Genomic DNA, 19,975 nt, shown 5'->3' with positions numbered 1-19,975 from the left:
CTGGCTCTTCACAAAAATTTATCCCCTTGCGGAACACAACTGGAACATATAGTGTCTGTTCTGTATTTGTTTCACCTCGGGGGCACCGCATATGCTGACGCGCAAGCAACAGGAACTGCTTCTCTTCATCCATGAACGGATGAAGGAATCGGGTGTCCCGCCGTCCTTCGACGAGATGAAGGATGCGCTGGACCTCGCATCGAAATCCGGGATCCATCGCCTGATCACGGCGCTCGAGGAACGCGGCTTCATCCGACGCTTGCCGAACCGGGCTCGTGCACTGGAGGTCATCAAGCTTCCGGAAGCCTATTCGCCAAGCATCCAGCCGCGCCGCGGCTTTGCGCCGAGCGTGATCGAGGGCAGTCTCGGCAAGACGCCGCCGGCGCCAGCACTGACAAAGCCGCCGGTCGAAGACAACGGCTCGTCCGTCTCGGTTCCGGTCATGGGCCGAATCGCAGCCGGTGTGCCGATTTCAGCCATTCAGAACAACACTCACGACATCACGGTACCGGCGGAGATGATCGGCGCGGGCGATCACTACGCGCTTGAGGTCAAGGGCGATTCGATGATCGAGGCCGGTATTCTTGACGGCGATACGGTTATCATCCGCAATGCCTCGAACGCCAATCCCGGTGACATCATCGTGGCGCTCGTCGACGACGAGGAGGCGACACTCAAACGCTTCCGCCGCCGCGGCGCATCGATTGCGCTGGAGGCCGCCAATCCGGCCTACGAAACCCGCATCTTCCCGCCGGATCGCGTCAAGATCCAGGGCAAGCTGGTGGGCCTCATTCGCCGCTATCACTGATCGGGCTCCGGCCTCGGTCGGACGTTCCTAGTCGGACCCGCAAATTCATGCGTGTTATCGGAAAGGCCGCTGCGCCAGTCGTAGAGACGGTGCGCCGTCCAGGGTCTGGAGGGTCCGTCGAGCGCTGACCTGACCGTCATGGCTTGTGAGGTGGTGGCTAGGCCCGCGACCTCGAGGGAGCCGGTTGCGCGCTGGCTCGCCTCGGAAATCAGGAGCGCGCCAGAGCGGCAGGTTTTGGCGCGCGTGCGCGCCGACAGAACCACGATATCAGCGCGGTCGCAGGCTGCGCCGATGAGGTCCGGGCGTTCCAGCGTCAGCAGCGTGTTGCCGTTCTCCAGTCTGATGGCACAGGCCTGCTTTACGCAGGTGAACTGTTCTCTCCCGGCGGCCTTGAGTAGGCTATCAAATACAGCCTCTGCGAGTTTGCGCTGCTCCTCCGACAGTGTTTGGCCATTACGCCATTCTGGCGCTGGCGGCAGGGGGGCGGTCTCGAGCATCACCGGGCGCCTTGGTTCATCGATGCCGAGCACGGGTCGCCATTGATCGAAGATGAAGGCAGGCGGGCGGGCTCGGTTGATTGCAATGATGAACGTGTCGTCATTTGCGACCCGAATCGCGACCAACCGAGCGTCCTCGCTGATCATCAGTTCGCCACCCGGGGGTCGTGGAGCAAGGAAGGCAGCAGCGAGCGTTGCGACGATGAGAGCCGTGCCGACATGCCTGATCGGGGTTCTGAGTAGCATCAGCAAGAGCATGCCGGCGATTGCGCCGGGCATGAACCATGCCGGCAGACGCGGGAAGACGTAACCGCCGCCCCAGCCGGAGACGGTGTGAGCGACAATGAGCACCATTTCCAGGCCCTGGCCCATGATCCAGAAGAACGGCGCGTCGAGGCCAAATGGCATGAGCAGCATGGCAATGAAGCCGGACGGCATCACGATCAGCGAGATCAGCGGCATGGCGGCGAGGTTTGCCTCCAGTCCATGGGTCGACAGCCGGTGGAAATGGCTGATGGCAAAGACTGCGGTCGAGACCCCGCCGATGAAGGAGGTCGCCAGTGTACCACCGACGAAAATGGCAAACCCGGCCACAATCCGCATGGCAAGCGATCGGGCCCTAGGCAGGATCGCGCGCGGTCGCGCCCGCCACCCGGCGTAACCGGCAATCAGGGCTGCAGTCGCCGCGAAAGACATCTGGAAACTCGGCCCCATGACGGTCGAGGGCTGGACCGCGAGGATCGCGGTTGCCGCAAGCGCGAGATTGTGGAGGCTGACCGCCGGGCGGTCGAAGAGGACGGCGCCGAGCATGACCGCCGTCATCAGATAAGCCCGCAGCGCCGAGACCTGGTAGCCGGAAATGAGCACATAGCCGGTCGTCGCCAAAAGCGCGCCGGCGGCCGCGATCTTCTTTACCGGAAAGCGATGCGCAAAAGTCGGCATGAGGCTCAGAAGCCCTCGCAATCCGACGAAGAAGATACCGGCGGCAAGCGCCATGTTGAGACCCGAGATCGCGGTGATATGGGCGAGGCCCGAGACGCGCAGGGCCTCCGTCGCCTCTTCCGACATCGATCGGCGTTCGCCGGTAATGATCGCAGCGGCGAAGGCGCCAGGATCTCCGGGCAGGATGCTGCGAATGCGACTTGAGATGCGATCCCGGAGCGAGAACAGGGCCGCGTCGAAGCGCGCCCACAGACCCTTTTCCTCCCATGAAGCGGAGTTTTTGGCCTGGGGCGGACCGAGGAAGAAGCCGACAGCGCCGATGCCGGCGAAGTAGCTTTGGAAGCTAAAGTCGTTCAATCCCGGCAAAGCCGGACCTGACGGTGGTGACAGACGGGCGCGGCCGCTCAATTGCTCGCCGATGGCAGCTGGCACATGCTTGCTTCGGGCAAGGAGGGACACGCGTCCCGGCGACCGGCGAATGCTCGGCTCTGCGGTCTGGATTACGCGTAACACGTAACGCCATTCACCGCCCGCCCCCTGCTCCCGTCGCTCGACGACCCCGGTGACCGTGGTGACGAGCGGCTGATCGAGGATCACGGTGGACGCTCGCCGTGTCTCCCATTCGGCCATCAGCATGCCGAGAAGGATCAGGCACAAACTCCACAGGACCACATGCGCCACGGTGTCGCGCATCGCCCGCAAAAGTGCAAAAGCCAGGCAAGCAAGGAGCAGTCCGAGGACGATAGCCGGCGGTGGTTGCCCGACGGAAAACCAGATTGCAGCACCCGCGCCGAGCCAGACAGGCACGAAGAGGAAAAAATGCCCGTGCCGACTTTCGTCTGAGACGTACTGTCGAACCTGCCTGAGAATGCGGTGCAAAACAGCGCGAGCGGCGACAGCACGGCCGATCGTCGTCAAACCGGGCATTGCGCGTTTTTCGAGTGGTCGAGGCAAGTCTCGCCGGCCCGGTATACCACCGGACCGGAGGTGCCCTTCCCCCTGTATTTCCGCTACTTCCCCCATCAGCCACACCCGGCCGGATCTACCCCATCTGCAGACAAAATAAGCGAAAACCGTCAGCAATCAATGCGTGCAACGAATCGGGTTTTCGCCGCCTGTCCCGGCTTCAAACGATTAGAACCGTTCGGTTCGATTGTTGCTGTTTTCGCGACGCACAATTTGCCCTTTGGATAGCTTGGCATTAACTTCGGTATCATATAGCTACATCACACGCTTAACCGATGGCGGCTTTTTCAAGACGCCTTCCCGCCAATTCCGGAGGATCAGCATGACGGACAAAAGCGCTTCTTTGAAACTCGGTGACAAGACGGTCGACCTGAGCGTCAAGGCCGGCACGATCGGCCCAGATGTCATCGACATCGGCGCCCTTTACAAGCACACGGGTACGTTCACCTACGATCCGGGCTTTACGTCCACGGCATCCTGCGAATCCAAGATCACCTATATCGACGGCGACGAAGGCACGCTGCTGCATCGCGGCTACCCGATCGAACAGCTTGCTGAAAAGGGCGACTTCCTCGAGGTCTGCTACCTGCTGCTCTACGGCGAACTGCCGACGGCTGCGCAGAAGAAGGACTTCGACTATCGCGTAACGCACCACACCATGGTGCACGAGCAGATGAGCAAGTTCTTCTCCGGCTATCGCCGTGACGCCCATCCGATGGCGGTCATGGTCGGTACGGTCGGCGCGCTCTCCGCCTTCTATCACGACTCGACCGACATCACCGATCCGCATCAGCGCATGGTCGCCTCGCTGCGCATGATCGCCAAGATGCCGACGATCGCGGCCATGGCCTACAAGTATCACGTCGGCCAGCCCTTCGTTTACCCGAAGAACGATCTCGATTACGCGTCGAACTTCCTTCGCATGTGCTTTGCCGTGCCTTGTGAAGAGTATCAGGTGAACCCGGTTCTGGCGCGCGCCATGGACCGCATCTTCATCCTGCATGCCGATCACGAGCAGAACGCCTCGACATCGACCGTGCGTCTCGCCGGCTCTTCAGGCGCCAATCCGTTCGCCTGCATCGCAGCCGGTATCGCGTGCCTTTGGGGCCCTGCCCATGGCGGCGCCAACGAGGCTGCCCTCAACATGCTGCAGGAAATCGGCTCGGTCGACCGCATTCCGGAATACATCGCCAAGGCCAAGGACAAGAACGATCCGTTCCGTCTGATGGGCTTCGGCCACCGGGTCTACAAGAACTATGACCCGCGCGCCAAGATCATGCAGAAGACCATGTACGAGGTCCTCGAAGCGACCGGCCATGCCGACGATCCGCTGATGAAGGTGGCACTCGAGCTCGAGAAGATCGCGCTCAACGACCCCTACTTCATCGACAAGAAGCTCTACCCGAACGTCGACTTCTATTCGGGCATCACGCTGCGTGCGCTCGGCTTCCCGACGACCATGTTCACCGTTCTCTTCGCGCTTGCCCGCACCGTCGGCTGGATCGCGCAGTGGAACGAGATGATCGAGGATCCGCAGCAGCGCATCGGCCGTCCGCGTCAGCTGTATACCGGCGAGCCGAAGCGCGATTACAAGGCGCTCTCGGAGCGCTGAGACATTCGTCTATCTTGAACTATCGAGAAGGCCGGCTTTGTCCGGCCTTCTTTCGTTTTGACGAGGGCCGATTGCGTCCCGGATCGCAGGCAACAATCAAACTCCCCGTGATGGTCGCGCATTTCGCCGTCGGATGCCTTCAATTCCCCGGAGCTTTGTTCTAAGGAAGTCAACCTGCTTCGTCCCGGACGAAGATTTACAATGAGGTTTATGCGTCCCGATGCTCGTCTTCTTGAGAAAAGCTTCCCAAACCCTGTTTGCCAAGATCTTGCTTCTCCTGCTCGTCCTCTCCTTCGGCGTCTGGGGTGTGTCGGCCTCGCTGTTCAGCAATACGTCCGACACCGTCGTCGCCGTTGGTGACCAGTCAGTGTCGTCTGCCGACTTCGCCTTCGCCTATCAGCGGCAGGTGACGGACATGAGCAACCGGTTCGGGATGCAGCTCACGACCGAACAGGCGCGCGCCTTCGGTATCGAATCCCAGGTGTTCTCGCAGCTTGCCGCAGGTGCTGCGCTGGACCAGTTGGCCGCAGACATGAACCTCGGCCTGTCTCAGGACCGCCTGGCGCAGCTGATTGCCGATGATCCGGCCTTCAAGAACTCTGGCGGAAATTTCGATCGTGCGCTCTTCTCCTCGCGGCTGCGCAATGCAGGTCTTCGCGAAGACGACTATATCGAGGAGCGCTCAAAGGTCGCCATCCGCAGCCAGATCGTCGACGCGACAGCTGACGGCTTCGTTGCGCCGAAGGTGTTGATCGACGCGATCAAGGCCTATCGCTACGAAAACCGCGACATCAATTACATCCTGCTGACCAACGCCAACATCGAGCTCATCAAGGCACCCGATGATGCGACCCTGGCAGCCTGGTTCGAGACGACGAAGTCCGGTTACCGCGCACCGGAATATCGCAGCTTCAACTATGTGAAGCTGGAACCCTCCGACATTGCCGACACGGCCTCCATCACCGACGAACAGATCCGCGAAGACTACGAGCGCCGCAAAGCTTCCTACGAGATCGCCGGGACACGCACGATCGAGCAGTTGAGTTTCGAAAACCGCGAAATGGCGGAAGCAGCGCTTGAAGAACTGCAGAAGGGCACGAGCTTCGACCAGCTTGTCACGGATCAGGGCAAGACTGCCGGCGACGTGCTGCTCGGCGACTTCACCCGCGATCGCCTGCCTGATCCGACCCTTGCCGAGGCAGCCTTTGCCGTGACGGCCGAGGGCGGCACGACTGGTGTCGTCGACGGTGCGTTCGGCCCGGTCATCCTGCGCGTCACCAACATCAAGGAAGGCCGCACACAGAGCCTCGAGGAGGTTAAGGAAGAGATCCGCGAAGCGCTGGCCGAACAGGCCGCGATCGCCGACCTCACGGCTGTCCACGACCAGTTCGAAGATCTGCGGGCCGGCGGCTCGACGCTCAAGGAAGCGGCCGACCAATTGCAGCTTCAGACGGTGACTGTCACCGATATCGACCGCCGCGGGCTCGACAGTCGCGAGACGGAAGTTGCCGGGATCCCTGAACGGGACAAACTGCTCGCAGACGTTTTCGGTACCGAAATCGGTGTCGAAGCCTTGCCGGTTACCCTGGGCAACAACGGCTTCATCTGGTTCGATGTCACCGACATCAAGGCGGAGCGCGAGCGCGAACTGGCCGAAGTGCGCGAGAAGGCCATCGCCGACTGGACCGCAGAACAGCAGCGCATCGCGCTCGGTGCGAAGGCGGAGAGCCTGCGCCAGCGGATCGCAGACGGCGGCAATCTGGAAGAGGTCGCGGCCGAACTGGCGCTTGCAGTTGAAAGCAAGGCCGGCATCACCCGCCGCACCGAAGACGCAGTTCTTGGCGCAACGGCGATCACGGCCGCCTTCTCTGGCCCGCAGGGCACGGTCGCGACTGCCTCTGGTGCCGATCCCTCCACACAGATCCTGCTGACGGTCACGGCCGTTCGCGACCAGCCTACGGGCGGCGTGCCGCTCAATGAGGACGAGCAGATCGCTCAGGTCGCGAACTCCGCAGGCGACGACATCCTCGACCAGATGGTGGGTCAGCTGCAGTCGGAATATGGCGTGACGATCAATCAGGCGCTGGCCCAGCAGGCCATCGTCCGATAACCGTCGGCCAAAGGGGGAGTTGCAAATGTCCGGGTTGAAGCCCTTCATCGCCAAGATCGCCACGCGCCAGCCGCTTTCGCGGCAAGAGGCGAGCGACGCCTTCGAAATTCTGATGTCGGGCGAAGCCAGCATGGCGCAGGTCGGCGGCTTCCTGATGGGGCTTCGGGTCCGCGGCGAAACCGTCGACGAAATTGCCGGTGCCGTATCGATCATGCGCCAGAAGATGGTGCCGGTGGATGCACCCGAAGATGCCATCGACATCGTCGGCACGGGCGGTGACGGGACCAACACCTACAACATCTCGACGCTGGCCGCCCTAATCGTTGCAGGCGCGGGTGTCCCGGTTGCGAAGCATGGCAATCGGGCGCTGAGCTCGAAGTCAGGCACGGCCGATGCGCTGTCGCAGCTTGGCGTCAAGCTCGATATCGAACCGGACATGATCTCGCGCTGCATCCGCGAGGCAGGGATCGGCTTCATGTTTGCGCAGCTGCATCATCCGGCCATGCGGCATGTGGGCCCCGCCCGCGTGGAACTCGGGGCGCGAACCATCTTCAATATCGTCGGGCCGCTTTCCAGCCCTGCCCGCGTCAAGAAGCAGCTCTTCGGCGTCTACTCGCCGGAATGGCTCGTTCCCGGGGCGGAAGCCTTGCGCGATCTCGGCCTCACCAGTGCCTGGGTCGTGCATGGCAGTGGGCTCGACGAAATCACCACCACCGGCCCGAGCCAGGTGGCCGAGCTGAAGGACGGCGAAATCCGGACCTTCGAGCTGACACCGGCTGATTTTGGCGTGGAAACCGTTTCTCTCGATGCGATCAGGGGTGGCGATGGAACTGTCAACGCAGCTGCACTGCGCGACGTGCTGGGTGGCGCCAAGACTGCCTATCGCGACGTGGCACTCTGCAATGCCGCAGCCTCGCTGATCGTTGCTGGCAAGGCCAAGGACGTGACCGAGGGCATGCATCTCGCCAGCCAGTCGCTGGACACCGGCAGTGCAGCACGGGCACTCGATACGCTGATCGCCATTTCCAATTCTGCCGCTCAAGAGTAAACTTCAGACCATGACCGATATCCTGAAGCGCATCGAAACCTACAAGCGGGAAGAAATCGCGGCCGCCAAGGCTGCCGTCTCGCTGTCGGAACTCATGGACCGGATCGCGAGCCAAGACGCGCCGCGCGGCTTTTACCGTTCGCTTCTCAGCGCTCGGGACGAAGGCCGGTTCGGCCTCATCGCCGAGATCAAGAAGGCGAGCCCCTCCAAGGGTCTCATCCGCCCCGATTTCGATCCTCCTGCATTGGCGGCAGCCTACGAAGCCGGTGGAGCCGCATGCCTGTCCGTGCTCACGGATATGCCGAGCTTTCAAGGGGCGCCCGAATACCTGACGGCCGCTCGCAAGGCCTGCTCGCTGCCGGCGCTGCGCAAGGATTTCATGTTCGACGCCTATCAGGTCTACGAGGCCCGTGCCTGGGGCGGCGACTGCATCCTGCTGATCATGGCCTCGCTGTCTGATACAGAGGCCGCGGAACTGGAAAGCGTCGCCTTCGACCTCGGTATGGATGTACTGATCGAAGTGCACGATGCCGAGGAAATGGAACGTGCGCTGAAACTCAAGTCGCCTCTCGTCGGCATCAACAACCGCAATCTGCGGACCTTCGACGTCAGCCTCACGGTCAGCGAAGACCTCGCTGCCATGGTGCCGCCCGATCGGCTCCTGGTCGGCGAGAGCGGCATCTTCACCTATGAAGACTGCCAGCGGCTGCAGAAATCGGGTATCACGACTTTCCTCGTCGGCGAGAGCCTGATGCGCAAGGACGATGTTGCCGAGGCAACACACATGCTTTTGACCGGCAAGACCGGCGCGCTGGCCGCGGAATGACGACCGACGCCGGTCGTCTCACCCATATCGGCGCTTCCGGCGAGGCGCATATGGTGGATGTCTCGGCCAAGGACGACACGGTTCGCATTGCGGTCGCCGAAGGCTTCGTGAAGATGAAGCCGGAGACGCTTTCAACGATACGCGAGGGCAATGCCAAGAAGGGCGATGTGATCGGGACCGCCCGCATTGCCGGCATCATGGCGGCCAAACAGACGAGTAATCTCATTCCGCTGTGTCACCCGCTGATGCTGTCCAAGGTAACTGTCGATATCGAAGAGGACTCGGATCTGCCGGGTCTGCGCATCGCGGCGACCGTCAAGCTGACCGGCAAGACCGGCGTCGAGATGGAGGCGTTGACGGCCGTCTCTGTCACCTGCCTGACGATCTACGACATGGCCAAGGCCGTGGACAAGACGATGGAAATCGGTGGGATCCGCGTGATGGAAAAGAGCGGCGGCAAATCGGGCGATTTCCGCCATCCGGAGCGAAGCTGATGTCACTGCTGCCGGTCGAGGATGCGCTCTCGCGGCTTCTGGCCGCAGCGCGACCTATGACCGATACACAGCAGGTTTCGCTGCATGAGGCCAATGGTCGGGTGCTTGCGGCCGATCTGACGGCCCGCCTTACCCAGCCCCCCTTCGATGCCTCGGCCATGGACGGCTATGCGCTGCGCGCTGCAGACGCCACCGAAGTCGGGTCCATCCTCAAGGTCATCGGCGAATCGGCAGCCGGGCATGGATACTCTGGAACTGTCGCTTCAGGCGAAGCCGTGCGCATCTTTACCGGGGCCCCCGTCCCTGCTGCTGCCGACAGTATTCTTCTTCAGGAGGATGCCGAGAAGCTTGAGGGCGGTCGCATCCGAAGCAATTTCGCCGTGACCAAAGGGCGACATATCAGACCACGTGGACAGGATTTTGCCGAGGGTGCCGTCGCGCTGTCTGCGGGCCTCAGGCTCGATTTCAGCCATCTGACGCTCGCGGCTGCGATGAACCATGCGACGCTTCCCGTCTTTCGTCGCCCGCGCGTCGCGATCCTTGCCACGGGTGACGAACTGGTGTCTCCGGGGACGTCCCCCGGCCCAAGCCAGATCATCGGCTCCAACACGTTTGGCATTGCTGCACTTGCCCGCGACAATGGCGCCGAGGTCATCGATCTCGGCATCGTCGCCGACAACCGGGGCCTGTTGCTTGAGGCGATCGAGCGAGCGCGCGCCAACGGTGTCGATGTCCTCGTCACCCTGGGCGGGGCCTCAGTCGGCGATCATGACCTTGTGCAATCGACGCTCGTCTCCGCTGGCATGGAACTCAACTTCTGGCGGATCGCCATGCGGCCAGGCAAGCCGCTGATGGTCGGCCGGCTGGGCGCGATGCAGGTCCTGGGACTTCCCGGCAATCCGGTCTCCAGCCTCGTCTGTGGGCTGTTGTTTCTGGAGCCTCTGCTGTGCCATCTCGGACATCGGCAGCCCCCCCGGCGGATGGCCTCGGCGACGCTGCGCAATGCCCTGCCGGCCAATGACAAGCGGCAGGACTATGTGCGGGCGAAGCTAACAGACCGAGTCGGTGAACTGCCTTTGGTCGAGAGCTTCGGCAAGCAGGACAGCTCGATGATGCGGATCTTCTCGCAGTCGGACTGCCTGATCGTAAGGCCACCGCATGCGGCGGCTGCTGAAGCGGGTGAGACTGTCCCGGTTATGCTGCTCCGACCCTGAGCGCACCACACACCCCTCTAGAACGCGATTGAAAGCAGAAGACCCGGCACGAGGCCAGGTCTTTGCATTTGTTTATCGTCGGCCGCCTCAGACCAGTCGGCTCTGCTCCAGCGCCGCACCGATGAAGCTCGCAAACAGCGGGTGCGGGTCGAGCGGGCGCGACTTCAGCTCCGGATGGTACTGAACGCCGATGAACCAGGGATGGTCAGGATATTCGACGGTTTCCGGCAGCAGGCCGTCCGGCGACATGCCGGAGAAGACCAGACCGCAGGCTTCCAGCCGGTCCTTGTAGTCGACATTGACTTCGTAGCGGTGGCGATGACGCTCGGAGATATCCTGGGAGCCATAGATCTCGGAGATCTTGGTGCCCTTCTTCAGCGAGGCCTTGTAGGCGCCGAGACGCATGGTCCCACCGAGATCACCGACAGCCGAACGTTTTTCGAGCTCGTTGCCCTTCATCCATTCGGTCATCAGGCCGACGACCGGCTCTTCGGTCTTGCCGAATTCGGTCGAGGACGCGTTCTCGATTCCGGCAAGATGACGGGCCGCTTCAACGACGGCCATCTGCATGCCGAAGCAGATACCGAAATAAGGCACCTTGCGCTCGCGGGCGAATTGGGCCGCGAGGATTTTGCCTTCCGAACCGCGCTCGCCGAAGCCGCCGGGCACGAGGATACCGTTGACCTTTTCAAGCCACGGCGACGGATCTTCCTTTTCGAAGATTTCCGACTCGATCCATTCGAGCTTCACCTTCACCCGGTTGGCGATGCCACCGTGATAAAGCGCTTCAATCAGCGACTTATACGCGTCCTTGAGGCCGGTATACTTTCCGACGATCGCGATCGTGACCTCGCCTTCCGGCGTGCGGATGCGGTTGCAGACCTCTTCCCAGGCATCCAGACGCGGCTTCGGCGCCGGTTCGATACCAAAGGCGGCCAAAACCTCGTTGTCGAGGCCTTCCTTGTGGTAGGCCATCGGGACATCATAGATGTTGGCGACGTCAAGCGCCTGGATCACGGCGCTTTCACGCACGTTGCAGAACAGCGAGAGCTTGCGGCGCTCGGCCTGCGGGATCTCACGGTCGGCACGGACCAGCAGAATGTCCGGATGGATACCGAGCGCCTGCAGTTCCTTGACGGAGTGCTGGGTCGGCTTGGTCTTCAGCTCGCCGGCCGCCGGAATGTAGGGCATCAGGGTCAGGTGGACATAGACGGCCGTGCCGCGTGGCAGGTCGTTGCCGAGCTGACGGATCGCTTCCATGAAGGGCATGGCTTCGATGTCGCCGACAGTGCCGCCGATCTCGCAGATGACGAAATCGTATTCGTCATTGCCTTCAATGACGAAATCCTTGATCTCGTTGGTGACGTGCGGAATGACCTGAACGGTTGCGCCGAGATAATCGCCGCGGCGTTCCTTGTCGATGATGTTCTTGTAAATGCGACCGGTGGTGATGTTGTCGGTCTTGGTGGCCGACCGCCCCGTGAAGCGCTCATAGTGACCGAGATCGAGGTCGGTCTCGGCGCCGTCGTCGGTGACGAAGACTTCGCCGTGTTGAGTCGGGCTCATGGTGCCCGGGTCAACGTTCAAGTAGGGGTCCAGCTTGCGCAAACGTACGCGGTAACCGCGTGCCTGCAACAATGCTCCGAGTGCCGCGGCCGCAATTCCTTTGCCAAGAGAGGAAACCACGCCGCCAGTGATGAATACATATCGCGCCATGGGCTTCACCGGATACCGTTTCAGATTCGATTCCGCCAGCCCTAATCGGGTTTGTCCCACATTTTTCGTGGAAATGGCGGAATATGGACAAAAGAAAACCGGCGGACCCTGGAGCCCGCCGGAGTGATGGAAGTCGTTCCGATCAGTTGTTCGGAACGGCGTTGGGGTCTGCTGCAGGCGCTGCAGGTGCCGCAGGCGTCGGCTGGGCCGGTGCCGTGCCCGGAAGCTGGTCGAGCACACTGCCGCCGCCCTGGGTCGTACCGTTGCCCGCCGGGATGCGGTCAAGGATATCGGTCGGACGCGACTCATGGCGGGCCAGAATACCGAGCGCCAGCGAGATCACGAAGAACAGGGTCGCTAGGATCGCCGTGGTGCGCGTCAGCGCATTGGCCGTGCCGCGTGCCGACATGAAGCCCGAGCCGCCGCCGATGCCGAGGCCACCGCCTTCGGAGCGCTGGATAAGGACGACGCCGATCAGGGCGACGACGACCATGAGATAGATAACGAGCAATACGGTCTGCATGGAATGTCCATCCTGCCCGATAAGGGCAAAATCAATGAGGTTGGCGGCTCTTTACATGAGAGGAACGGGCATTGAAAGCCCCTCTTCCGCATTTCGGGGCTTTGCCCCTCAGGCGGTGAGTTCCTCATAGACCTGGTATATGGCGAGGAAATCGGCTGCCTTCAAGCTCGCACCACCGATCAGGGCACCATCGACATTGTCGACCGCCATCAGTTCCTTCGCATTCGAAGGCTTGACCGAGCCGCCATAGAGAAGGCGCATCTTCTTGCCCACGTCGCCGAAGCGCTTGACCAGTTCGGCACGCAGGAAAGCATGCGCTTCCGCCACGTCCGCAACGGTCGGCGTCAGGCCGGTCCCGATCGCCCATACCGGCTCATAGGCGATAACGGTGCGTTCTGCCGTCGCGCCATCCGGGACGGAGCCGGCAAGCTGACGCTTTAGTATGTCGAGTGTCTGACCGGACTTGCGCTCGTCTGCCGTCTCGCCAATGCAGATCACGGCTGTCAGGTCCGCCGCAAAGGCGGCTTCCGCCTTGGCGCGCACCAGGTGATCGGTTTCGGCGTGGTCGGTGCGGCGCTCGGAGTGGCCGACGATGACATGCGTGCCAAAGCAGTCAGCGATCATCTCGGCCGAGAGATCGCCCGTATGGGCCCCCGACGCATTCTGATGGCAATCCTGGGCGCCGATCTGAAGCGGGCTGTCGGTGCACAGCGCGGTCGCGACATAAAGCAGAGTTGCCGGCGGGCAGATCAGGCATTCGACCTTCTCGGACAGCGGTCCCTGGACACCTTCAGCAATCGCCTTGATCTGATCGAGCGAGGCTCGCGTGCCATTCATTTTCCAATTGCCCGCAACAAGCGGGCGAACATCCGGTGTCATATCGTCTCAACCCCTATTTCGCTTGTGCGAAGTAGCAAATCTGAGCCCAGAAGGAAAGATTGCGCTATCCGATTGGCCCGTTTATCGGGCGACATGGTGAAAATGTGAACCTCGGCCGCCCGGATAACCGGCAGACCAACCCGTTAGCGGATCAGCCAATTGAGAAGGGCACGCCAATCCGACATACGCACCGGCGTCCCGTGCGATCCGGTCTCGAACAGAGTGAAGCGTACCGGCTGACCGGCTGCGCGGAGCTTCCTGAAGATAGAAACCTGGCCTTCGGCCGCGTAGACACTGTCGCGGCTGCCATGGGTGAACCAGATCGGAAGCCTGGCCTTGGCTGCGGCACTCTTCGGCAGTGCCGGATCCGGCGCACCGCCGAGGATCGCCATGCCTGAGAGCTTCGCCACGGTTGCCGGGTCCCGCGACAGGCCCGAGCAGATGAAGCTGCCCATGGATGCACAAGCCAGAACCACCGGCTTGCCACCGGATTGAGCCGAGGCGTAGGCAACAAGGGACGCGATCTCGCTGACGCCCTCGTCGTCGAAGCTTCTCACCGAAGGCGCGTAATAGGTGCCGCCGTTTTCGGCGGCGAGGTTCTTCAGGCGATTGAAATTGCCACCGAAGCTGATGTCGTTCAACCCTAGGCGTCTGTCCCCGCCCCTGCCGTGAATGAAGATCACGGTGAAGGCCTGGCCCTGATCACGGCCGACCCGTCCGACCTCCATCGGCCCGGTCGGGAGCTGCAGTGTCTGGTTCTCCTGGACCCGTCGAACCTTCAGCGACACATAGCGATCCTTCACGCGACGCTCAGGGATACTGTCGCGACCGTTGATGTCGCGCATCTCATCATAATCGATGCGGGTGAAATCGCCGCCGTCTCCAGTTTCCATCACCGTCTGGCTTGAAAACAGCTCATCCTTGAATGGTGCGATGGTCTCGGCTCTGGCACTCGACAGGAACAGAAACGGAAAGAGAACGCAGGAAATCGCCGCAGTGCGGAAATGAGCTGTGGACATCTGCATGGAAGATGGGTTTCCTCTCGGCTCACGCTTGCCTTCGCGAAATGCGCCACGCAAAGCTGGCCCGAATTCAACATTCGCCGGCTCTATGGCCCTTCGCGCCTGCCCTGCCTATCTGGCACAATCCGACCGATTCGCAGATGCGACTGGCCTGATGCGGCGGCTTTATGAAGGTGCCGCGAAGCCGGCATCGAACAGCAACAGAGTATCGAACGACGCCATGGACGACAACGATCTCTTTTCCGGCATGCCGCTCGCCCAGAAGGTCGAGGCGGAAACCGTAACGACGCCGACACCGACCCCTACGCCTGCCGCGCGACCGGCGGCCCCTGCTTCGACGGCGGGACCTGAGGAATATGGCGCGTCCTCCATTCGCGTTCTCGAAGGCCTCGAGCCGGTGCGCATGCGTCCGGGGATGTATATCGGCGGCACGGACGAAAAGGCGCTGCATCACCTGTTTGCCGAAGTCATCGACAACTCGATGGACGAAGCAGTTGCAGGACACGCCAACTTCATCGACGTGCATCTGGATACCCAGGGCTTTCTGACGGTCACGGACAATGGACGTGGTATCCCGGTCGAACTGCATCCGCAGGTTCCGGGCAAGTCGACGCTCGAAGTGATCATGACCAAGCTGCATGCCGGCGGCAAATTCGACGGCAAGGCTTATGAGACTTCAGGTGGTCTGCACGGCGTCGGTGTCTCCGTCGTCAACGCGCTGTCCGACCTGCTCGAGGTCGAAGTCGCCCGCAACCGCAAGCTCTATCGCCAGACCTTTTCGCGCGGCGTGCCGCAGGGCGGGCTTGAAGAACTGGGCGAAGTGCACAACCGACGCGGCACGCGGGTACGCTTTCACCCCGATCCGCAGATCTTCGGCGATCATGCAAAGTTCGATCCGGGCCGGATCTTTCGCATGGCCCGGTCGAAGGCCTATCTGTTCGGCGGCGTCGAGATCCGCTGGTCCTGCGATCCGGGCATGGTGCCCGAGGGTGGCGACATCCCGGAGAAGGCCGTCTTCCACTTCCCCGGTGGCCTGAAGGACTATCTTGCCGCGACGCTCGGCAAGGACTTCACCGTCACCCGCGAGATCTTCGCCGGCAAGACCGAGAAGACCGGCGGCCATGGTGCGATGGAATGGGCGGTCACCTGGTATGGCGGTGACCCGGCTCTGCATTCCTATTGCAACACCATCCCGACGCCTGAAGGCGGCACCCATGAAGCCGGTCTGCGCATTGCGCTGACCAAGGGCTTGAAGAACTATGCTGAACTGACGCAAAACAAGCGCGCAAAAGAAATTACCACCGACGACGTGATGATATCTGCTGTCGGCATGCTGTCGGTTTTCATCCGTGAGCCTGAGTTCGTCGGCCAGACCAAAGACAAGCTCGCGACCGTCGAGGCCCAGCGTCTTGTCGAAAACGTGCTGCGCGACCCCTTCGACCATTATCTCGCCGACAATCCCAACGAAGCGGCCAAACTGCTGGACTGGGTGATCGAGCGCGCGGAAGAGCGATTGCGCCGCCGCAAGGAAAAGGAAGTCAATCGCAAGACGGCCGTGCGCAAACTGCGTCTGCCGGGCAAGCTTGCCGACTGCTCACAAAACACGGCCGAAGGCGCCGAACTCTTCATTGTCGAGGGTGACTCGGCTGGTGGCTCGGCCAAGCAGGCGCGCAACCGCTCCAATCAGGCGATCCTGCCGCTGCGTGGCAAGATCCTGAACGTCGGGTCGGCGAGCCGCGAAAAGCTGATGGCCAACCAACAGATCGCCGACCTGATCCAGGCGCTCGGCTGCGGCACACGGACGAAGTATCGTGACGAAGACCTGCGTTACGAACGCATCATCGTGATGACCGATGCTGACGTCGACGGCGCACATATCGCATCGCTGCTGATCACCTTCTTCTATCAGGAAATGCCCGAACTCATCCGCGGCAACCATCTCTATCTCGCGGTGCCCCCGCTTTACGTCATTCGCCAGGGCGCCAAGACGGTCTATGCCCGCGACGACGCCCACCGGGCCGAGTTGATGGAGACCGTATTCAAGGGCAAGAAGGTCGAGATCGGACGCTTCAAAGGCCTTGGCGAAATGATGCCGGCTCAGCTCAAGGAAACGACCATGGATCCGAGCAAGCGGACGCTACTCAGGGTCGGCATCGATGACGTAGATTTCGAGGGCACGCGGGACGCGGTAGACGCCTTGATGGGAACGAAGCCTGAGGCCCGCTTCCGCTTCATCCAGGAGCGCGCCGCCTTCGCCGAGAACCTCGACATCTGAGGCATAGTGACGATCACTTCCGGGGCCGCCGCTTGTTTCCAGCGCGAGAATGCGCCATATGCAGGGCAGCATTAACGGGATAGTCCAGAACGTGAGTCAGGCTGAAATTCAGACCCCGTCGAAAGGGCCGCGTTGGCTCGGTCAGGCAACGGCAAATCGCATCGCCCTGATTACACCGATCTCCGTCGCACGCTGGCTGCTGGTACTGATCGGCATTGCCGCGATCTACTTTTTCCACGGTTTCGTCGTGCCTGTGATGGCCGCGCTCGTCATCGCCTTTGCAAGCTGGCCGCTTTACCGCCGGCTGCTTGAACGCATCGGCGGCAACACGACGATCGGCGCAACGATCGCGCTCATCGCCATCTTGGCCTTCCTCATCATCCCGATCGGCATCGCGATTTCTTATGCGGTTGACGAGATACGCCAGTGGATCAGCTGGGCGGTGCAGGCAAACGAGACCGGCGCCCCGCCTCCGGCCTGGATTGCGGCCCTGCCACGCATCGGTAACTGGCTCGTTGCGCAATGGAACGAGCATATCGGGCAGCCAGGTGCGATTGGCGAACTCATCCAACTGGTGAGTGGTGCCAATATCGGCAACATCTATCGGGCTGTGATCGCCGCAGGAGATGGTCTTTTCCATCTGGTGTTGACGCTTCTGTTCATGCTGATCGCCCTCTTCTTCGTCTATCGCGATGGGGCCAACTTCTCGCGCCAGCTCGACCTGCTCGGCGAGCGCATTCTGCCCAACCGCTGGGAACGGATTTCACGCGTGGTTCCCGCGACGATCAGTTCCACTGTCACAGGCATGACGCTGATCGCAATCGCCGAAGGCATCATTCTCGGCATCGCGTATTGGCTCGCCGGCGTGCCCTCCCCGGTCACCCTCGGCGTGATCACCGGCGTCATGGCACTCATTCCGGGTGGCGCACCGCTCTCGTTCACACTGGTTTCGATCTATCTCGTCGCCAGCGGCTCCATGTTCGAAGGCGTTGCCCTTTTCGTCTGGGGCTCGGTCGAGCTCTTCATCGTCGACAAGACCGTCCGTCCGCGCCTCGTCGGAGGTCCCATCAAGCTGCCGTTCCTGCCGACCTTCTTCGGCCTGGTGGGCGGCGTGAAAACCATGGGCTTCCTCGGCCTGTTCATCGGCCCGGTGCTGATGGCGCTCCTTGTCTCCATCTGGCGCGAGTGGATCCGCGAGGTCGAACGCTCCGACGACGTCCTTCCCGTGGACGAGCAAGGGGAACTCGATCTCTTCACCGATTCGGGCCGTGAAGCCACGCGGGTTTCGATCGCCTAGCGGGATCTGCCGGTGCACGAGTTTTCGGCCCGTACTGGCCTGAAGCCCTTCGTCGACGAAGCAACGGTATCCTGCCTTGCTTCGGCTCCAATCATTCTGTTTCGTCTGACCGCCAACGACCCTGACGGGAGCCCCCTGCGATGAAGACTGCACTGATCATGATGACGATCCTTGGCTGCGACGACAGCGTCAGCCATTGCGAGTTCGTCGAGACGCCGGTCGAGCGATTCGTCTCCATCGAGCTGTGCAACGCTGCATCGGAACAGGTCCTGGGGCGCTATACCAATATCGGCTATCCGACGGCCGTTGCCGTCTGCCAGACGCCTCCACCAGAGATCATGGAGGCACTGGCTGCGCAGTCACCGCAGACGGACAGCAGTGCTGCTATTGTGGTGCCGACAGCAGAACAGGAGCGTACACTAAAGGATCGTGCGATCGACGCGGTCCGTGAAGTCCTGCCCGGCAAGGCTGCTATCAAGATGATCTTCGAGAAGCCGATCCACGTTGTCTCGGAAAGCTATTCATGGGTCGCCAAGAAAATCGTGCCGTGACGGGTCAGGCGGCGGCGAGCGCGAAGCCGGAGGCATAATCCCGCGCCAGACGCCGCTCCTCGGCGATGGCGAGCCGCTCGATCATGTCGACGAGCACACCTGCGGGTTCCGTGAGATTGCTGTCCCCGCGATAACGCTGCACCAGGCGATGGGCGATATGATCGAGGTCGAAGCCGCTCGCCGACTGGATAAGCCCGCGCCACAGCATGACGGCATCGACGAAAAGCGGGCTGACATCGCGGCCGAGACCTGCGGATTCCAAGAGTGCGCGTACGGCGTGGAAGCGTCCGGTTGCGAGGATAGAGCGCACGCGGCGCTCGTCGAGCCCGGAAATCGCAACGATGGCGCAGGAGAAGAAGTCGGTCCGGCCAGCGCATAGCGCATGCATCAGGAAGGCGGGAGTCAGCCGGCCTGCGACCCTGAGCTGCTCCGTCAGGCGCGCGAGTTCGTCGCCATGAACGTCGGCAAGCAGGGCGATGGTGGCGCTGTCGCCAGCTTCGCGTGCGATTCGCTCGATGCGACGACTGCCGATTGCGCCGATCACCAAACCTGAGCCGGCGAGCGCTTCAGTGACGAACTGGACGAGGAGTTGCCGCACACCACTCGTCAGATCGTCACGATCCAGAAGAAGGGCGCGGATTCGTTCGCTGTGGCCGTGACGCTCGGCAATGCGGCGCAGGGTAAAGGCCGTGATGCAGGCGCCGGGATTTTCCAGGAGGACCTCAAGCTCGGCCGCATCGCCGATCTCAGCAAGTGCTGCGGCCACGCCAACACTGACCTTCTTGCGAGCAGCAATCAGGGCACGGGTTTCGACGGTGCCACGGCCGGCAATGTCGACCAGATCGGCATCTGACAGAACCGGCGAGCACAGAATGACGACCGAAGCGATTTCCGGCTGATCCTCGGCCAGCGATACCATCAAGGCCCGTGGAGCCCGCTCTTCCGGGGCAAGAATATCGGCGAGCGCGAGCCGCACCTGTGGTGCCGGGTCGTCGAGCAGATAGGTCATCGCCATCTGAGCTGCCTGGCGCTCGTCCGGGGCCATGTCGGACTTCAAATAGGCGCGAGCAAGCGCGTTTGCTGCAAGCGCCCGATCCTGCGTCTTTGCCGTTTCGACCCATCTGAGAAAAGCTGCAACGATCAAAGTCGAACCCACTCGCCACCTGTACAAACCCGAAACATTCGGTGTTTCGAC

General features: G+C 61.8%; 16 protein-coding genes. 10 read left to right on the top strand and 6 right to left on the bottom strand.

Going from position 1 to position 19,975, the window contains the following annotated elements:
* Positions 1 to 91 precede the first annotated feature (91 nt).
* Entirely contained in the window at positions 92 to 808 is a 717-nt protein-coding gene (lexA, locus tag IP85_RS02330) for a transcriptional repressor LexA (protein ID WP_054148058.1), read from the top strand.
* Here the strand turns inward: lexA and IP85_RS02325 are convergent.
* Positions 802 to 3,174 (bottom strand): ComEC/Rec2 family competence protein, encoded by a 2,373-nt coding sequence (locus tag IP85_RS02325; protein ID WP_197277977.1) that lies wholly within the window; start codon positions 3,172 to 3,174, stop codon positions 802 to 804. The genes lexA and IP85_RS02325 overlap by 7 nt on opposite strands.
* Positions 3,175 to 3,535: 361 nt before the next feature.
* Here IP85_RS02325 and gltA point away from each other — a divergent pair, with 361 nt between their 5' ends.
* The 6 genes from gltA (at position 3,536) to glp (ending at position 10,517) form a co-directional block, all read left to right on the top strand.
* Positions 3,536 to 4,825, top strand: a complete 1,290-nt coding sequence (gene gltA / locus IP85_RS02320; protein WP_054148057.1) for a citrate synthase — start codon at positions 3,536 to 3,538, stop codon at positions 4,823 to 4,825.
* Positions 4,826 to 5,045: 220 nt separating this feature from the next.
* Entirely contained in the window at positions 5,046 to 6,935 is a 1,890-nt protein-coding gene (locus IP85_RS02315) for a peptidylprolyl isomerase (protein WP_054148056.1), read from the top strand.
* A gap of 25 nt (positions 6,936 to 6,960) precedes the next feature.
* Positions 6,961 to 7,983, top strand: a complete 1,023-nt coding sequence (gene trpD / locus IP85_RS02310; RefSeq protein ID WP_054148055.1) for an anthranilate phosphoribosyltransferase — start codon at positions 6,961 to 6,963, stop codon at positions 7,981 to 7,983.
* 10 nt (positions 7,984 to 7,993) lie between these two features.
* The gene (gene trpC, locus IP85_RS02305) at positions 7,994 to 8,809 is read left to right on the top strand and encodes an indole-3-glycerol phosphate synthase TrpC (RefSeq protein ID WP_054148054.1); all 816 of its coding nucleotides are present in this window, start codon (positions 7,994 to 7,996) and stop codon (positions 8,807 to 8,809) included.
* Positions 8,806 to 9,303, top strand: a complete 498-nt coding sequence (gene moaC, locus IP85_RS02300) for a cyclic pyranopterin monophosphate synthase MoaC (protein ID WP_054148053.1) — start codon at positions 8,806 to 8,808, stop codon at positions 9,301 to 9,303. Before trpC ends, moaC begins: the two co-directional genes overlap by 4 nt.
* A complete protein-coding gene (gene glp / locus IP85_RS02295) occupies positions 9,303 to 10,517 on the top strand; it encodes a gephyrin-like molybdotransferase Glp (RefSeq protein ID WP_054148052.1) in 1,215 nt (404 codons plus the stop codon). Before moaC ends, glp begins: the two co-directional genes overlap by 1 nt.
* Before the next feature lie 87 nt (positions 10,518 to 10,604).
* Here the strand turns inward: glp and IP85_RS02290 are convergent, their stop codons facing one another.
* From IP85_RS02290 to IP85_RS02275, 4 genes are all read right to left on the bottom strand, one after another.
* The gene (locus tag IP85_RS02290) at positions 10,605 to 12,242 is read right to left on the bottom strand and encodes a CTP synthase (RefSeq protein ID WP_082347556.1); all 1,638 of its coding nucleotides are present in this window, start codon (positions 12,240 to 12,242) and stop codon (positions 10,605 to 10,607) included.
* Between the two features lie 133 nt (positions 12,243 to 12,375).
* On the bottom strand, positions 12,376 to 12,756 hold the full coding sequence (gene secG / locus IP85_RS02285; protein ID WP_054148050.1) for a preprotein translocase subunit SecG: 381 nt from the start codon (positions 12,754 to 12,756) through the stop codon (positions 12,376 to 12,378).
* A gap of 108 nt (positions 12,757 to 12,864) precedes the next feature.
* On the bottom strand, positions 12,865 to 13,635 hold the full coding sequence (gene tpiA, locus IP85_RS02280; protein ID WP_054148049.1) for a triose-phosphate isomerase: 771 nt from the start codon (positions 13,633 to 13,635) through the stop codon (positions 12,865 to 12,867).
* A 143-nt stretch (positions 13,636 to 13,778) separates the two neighbouring features.
* On the bottom strand, positions 13,779 to 14,654 hold the full coding sequence (locus tag IP85_RS02275; protein WP_054148137.1) for an alpha/beta fold hydrolase: 876 nt from the start codon (positions 14,652 to 14,654) through the stop codon (positions 13,779 to 13,781).
* 223 nt (positions 14,655 to 14,877) lie between these two features.
* Here IP85_RS02275 and parE point away from each other — a divergent pair, with 223 nt between their 5' ends.
* The 3 genes from parE (at position 14,878) to IP85_RS02260 (ending at position 18,780) form a co-directional block, all read left to right on the top strand.
* Complete coding sequence (gene parE, locus IP85_RS02270) at positions 14,878 to 16,932, top strand: DNA topoisomerase IV subunit B (protein ID WP_054148136.1); 2,055 nt, start codon at positions 14,878 to 14,880, stop codon at positions 16,930 to 16,932.
* A 91-nt stretch (positions 16,933 to 17,023) separates the two neighbouring features.
* Complete coding sequence (locus IP85_RS02265) at positions 17,024 to 18,229, top strand: AI-2E family transporter (protein ID WP_054148048.1); 1,206 nt, start codon at positions 17,024 to 17,026, stop codon at positions 18,227 to 18,229.
* A 140-nt stretch (positions 18,230 to 18,369) separates the two neighbouring features.
* On the top strand, positions 18,370 to 18,780 hold the full coding sequence (locus tag IP85_RS02260; RefSeq protein WP_054148047.1) for a hypothetical protein: 411 nt from the start codon (positions 18,370 to 18,372) through the stop codon (positions 18,778 to 18,780).
* A 4-nt stretch (positions 18,781 to 18,784) separates the two neighbouring features.
* Here IP85_RS02260 and IP85_RS02255 read toward each other — a convergent pair whose 3' ends face one another.
* Positions 18,785 to 19,924 (bottom strand): DUF2336 domain-containing protein, encoded by a 1,140-nt coding sequence (locus IP85_RS02255; RefSeq protein ID WP_054148135.1) that lies wholly within the window; start codon positions 19,922 to 19,924, stop codon positions 18,785 to 18,787.
* Positions 19,925 to 19,975 lie beyond the last annotated feature (51 nt).

Source organism: Rhizobium sp. AAP116 (genome assembly GCF_001295785.1).
Taxonomy (GTDB): domain Bacteria; phylum Pseudomonadota; class Alphaproteobacteria; order Rhizobiales; family Rhizobiaceae; genus Allorhizobium.
The sequence above is the reverse complement of the archived record's forward strand: the minus strand, read 5'-3'. Positions and strand labels throughout refer to the sequence as shown.

What these genes read in the sequence shown, in the direction of transcription:
- lexA (WP_054148058.1), top strand. Translation starts at nt 92, where the DNA reads ATGCTGACGCGCAAGCAACAGGAACTGCTTCTCTTCATCCATGAACGG.
- IP85_RS02325 (WP_197277977.1), bottom strand. Translation starts at nt 3,174, where the DNA reads ATGCCCGGTTTGACGACGATCGGCCGTGCTGTCGCCGCTCGCGCTGTT.
- gltA (WP_054148057.1), top strand. Translation starts at nt 3,536, where the DNA reads ATGACGGACAAAAGCGCTTCTTTGAAACTCGGTGACAAGACGGTCGAC.
- IP85_RS02315 (WP_054148056.1), top strand. Translation starts at nt 5,046, where the DNA reads ATGCTCGTCTTCTTGAGAAAAGCTTCCCAAACCCTGTTTGCCAAGATC.
- trpD (WP_054148055.1), top strand. Translation starts at nt 6,961, where the DNA reads ATGTCCGGGTTGAAGCCCTTCATCGCCAAGATCGCCACGCGCCAGCCG.
- trpC (WP_054148054.1), top strand. Translation starts at nt 7,994, where the DNA reads ATGACCGATATCCTGAAGCGCATCGAAACCTACAAGCGGGAAGAAATC.
- moaC (WP_054148053.1), top strand. Translation starts at nt 8,806, where the DNA reads ATGACGACCGACGCCGGTCGTCTCACCCATATCGGCGCTTCCGGCGAG.
- glp (WP_054148052.1), top strand. Translation starts at nt 9,303, where the DNA reads ATGTCACTGCTGCCGGTCGAGGATGCGCTCTCGCGGCTTCTGGCCGCA.
- secG (WP_054148050.1), bottom strand. Translation starts at nt 12,756, where the DNA reads ATGCAGACCGTATTGCTCGTTATCTATCTCATGGTCGTCGTCGCCCTG.
- tpiA (WP_054148049.1), bottom strand. Translation starts at nt 13,635, where the DNA reads ATGACACCGGATGTTCGCCCGCTTGTTGCGGGCAATTGGAAAATGAAT.
- IP85_RS02275 (WP_054148137.1), bottom strand. Translation starts at nt 14,654, where the DNA reads ATGTCCACAGCTCATTTCCGCACTGCGGCGATTTCCTGCGTTCTCTTT.
- parE (WP_054148136.1), top strand. Translation starts at nt 14,878, where the DNA reads ATGGACGACAACGATCTCTTTTCCGGCATGCCGCTCGCCCAGAAGGTC.
- IP85_RS02260 (WP_054148047.1), top strand. Translation starts at nt 18,370, where the DNA reads ATGAAGACTGCACTGATCATGATGACGATCCTTGGCTGCGACGACAGC.